3 protein-coding genes are annotated in these 2261 nt (G+C 54.0%); 1 reads left to right on the plus strand and 2 read right to left on the minus strand.

The window, feature by feature from the left end; genetic code table 11:
- Both C4B57_04080 and C4B57_04085 read right to left on the minus strand, forming a co-directional pair.
- Positions 1-183: hypothetical protein (locus C4B57_04080; GenBank protein ID PXF55107.1), on the minus strand; the 183-nt coding region annotated here is incomplete at its 3' end.
- A gap of 512 nt (positions 184-695) precedes the next feature.
- On the minus strand, positions 696-2048 hold the full coding sequence (locus C4B57_04085) for an MFS transporter (GenBank protein PXF55108.1): 1353 nt from the start codon (positions 2046-2048) through the stop codon (positions 696-698).
- Between C4B57_04085 and C4B57_04090 the strand changes: the two genes are divergently transcribed.
- On the plus strand, positions 2026-2244 hold the full coding sequence (locus C4B57_04090) for a hypothetical protein (GenBank protein ID PXF55109.1): 219 nt from the start codon (positions 2026-2028) through the stop codon (positions 2242-2244). The genes C4B57_04085 and C4B57_04090 overlap by 23 nt on opposite strands.
- Positions 2245-2261: the final 17 nt, after the last annotated feature.

A 2261-nucleotide genomic window follows, 5' to 3' on the forward strand; every position in this document is an offset into this window, starting at 1 on the left:
CCCGTGAACGGTTGCCATCCGTGCCCTGCCGCAGGAGCGGTTTGCCTTTTGCAGGGTTTCGATCGCGGGCCGGATTGCACTGCCCCTTTCGGTCTGCAATGAGTGAGCTTTGAAACCCGGAAAAAGGCAAACCGCTCCAAGGCAGGATATAACGGGGTTCATAAGAATATTTACCGCAGACATTCCTCAAACTGTGCCTGCAACGCTGGAGGGATACTAAGCATGTCAAGTTCTCCATGCCGTGATATTTATCAAATATCGGATGATATCCAGAGAGTCAACCCAAGATATCAGCAAGGCTTGTCAACCCTTTTTTTCCTGATATATAGAGTATATTAAGTAAGTTGTGATGGATCAGGACCCAACGGCGGATCTCATGGCGGAGAGTTCGTTGCGGCTTGGAGGCATGAAGACTTTCTCAAGCCGTGGAGTTATCCAGAAATCATGAATAACTTGTTGTTGCCTGACGCTCCGCGCCCGGCAACAATCGCCGCGTATTACCATCCGCTGGGTGCTCGGCGCTCCGCGCCTCACAACCAGCGGCTGCAGCAGGCGATCCCGTCGGCAAACAAGTTTGCCTCCGGTCTCGCTCCTGATCCGCGGCGATTATGTCGGAAGAGAAGGATTGCGGTGAACACAGTATCCAGACAAAGACACTAATCAAGTGATCATTGCCAGGGGGCTTGTCTTTGTGATCACAAAACCAGTTCAACACCGGCCTCCCGGGCCTTTTTCTCATTCACCAAAGAGAGCAGAAGTATGCCAAGGATGAAGAAAAAGATAAGGAAGAGTATCGAGTTCCGGGACGAGCCGGTCCAGTGGCGGATAATGGCAAAGATGAATGGCCCCCAGACCGCTGAGAACTTGTTGACCACTGAATAGAATCCAAAGAATTCGGCCGGGGCGCCTTCGGGAATAATCGAGGCGTAGAAAGAGCGGCTGATGGCCTGCGACCCGCCGAGCACGAGGCCGATAATCCCGCCGAGCACAAGGTATTCTATTGCTGAATGAATGAAATAGGCATAGAACACCACACCGCTCCATCCTGTCAGAGTGACAATCACGGCCCGTTTGGCTCCGATCCGTTCCGAAACGCATGCCAAGAGAAGTGCCCCGAGAAAGGCTACGGCCTGCACGAGCAGCAGTGTCATCATAAGCACCATTGTGGAGAGATGAAGCTCCTGCTTTCCATATATGGTGGCCATCTGGATGACGGTCTGTATCCCCTCGTTGTAGACAAGAAAGGCCGCAAGAAACAGGAGAAGGTGACGGAGCCGGCGCAACTTGCGAATTGTCTTCCAGACCCGTGAAATACCCAGGGATATATAACCCAGACCCAATGGGACACGCCGGAAGTCCTCAGGCAGGGCCTGCGTCATGCGCGGTTCCCGGAGTAAAGAGACAGTCACAAGGGCAAAGCCGCCCCACCACAGGACAGCGGTCAGCATCCCCATGCGAGCGGCCTCGGCCTCGGAAAGGCCGATTTTTTCATGTCCTGCCAGAAGACAAAGGGCTATCGCAAACTGTAGCCCGCCTCCCGCATATCCATAGGCAAAGCCCTTGCTGGATATCCGGTCCGTCTCCCCTTCCGGGGCTATTTGGGGAAGAAAGGCATCATAGAAGACATTGGCACCGACAAATCCGACCTGGGAGATGACAAACAGGATCATGGTCAACCACACATCCCCGGCTTTACTGAAGGAGAGGAACGCCGCGCTCACGACCCCCAGATAACAGAAGGAGAACAGAAAGCGTCTCTTTGTGCAACAGAAGTCGGCAATGGCTCCGAGTGTCGGGGCGGCCAGAAAGACGAGGAACGCCGCTGCTGAAACCATGAATCCCCACAGGGTCTCGGCAGCGTAAAGAGTGCCCCTGATTTCCAACCCATCTGAAGGAACTACCACGCCTGCGAAGTAAATGGGCAGGATGGCTACTACCAGGGTGGTGACATAGGCGGAATTCGCCCAGTCATACATGGCCCAGCCGAAGATGACCCGGCGGTCTCCCCGGATAGGTATATCCGCTATGTTTTCAGATGGTTGCCGCATATTTCCTCCTTACCATAAGGGTAACCATTCACGGACAGAGGGCATTTCTTTTCACTTCTGTAAATATCCGGTGAACCCGTGGTCCGCTGTGGAAGTTGCCATCCGTGCCCTGCCGCAGAAGCGGTTTGCCTTTTACAGGGTTTCAACCGCGGGCCGGATTGCACTGCCTCTCCGGTCTGCGATGAGTGAGCTTTGAAACCCGGAAAAAGGTAA

Source organism: Deltaproteobacteria bacterium (assembly GCA_003194485.1).
Taxonomy (GTDB): Bacteria; Desulfobacterota; Dissulfuribacteria; order Dissulfuribacterales; family UBA3076; genus UBA3076.

Excerpts from the sequence above, each read along its gene's own strand:
- C4B57_04090 (PXF55109.1), top strand. The coding sequence starts at position 2,026 with ATGTTTTCAGATGGTTGCCGCATATTTCCTCCTTACCATAAGGGTAAC.
- C4B57_04085 (PXF55108.1), bottom strand. The coding sequence starts at position 2,048 with ATGCGGCAACCATCTGAAAACATAGCGGATATACCTATCCGGGGAGAC.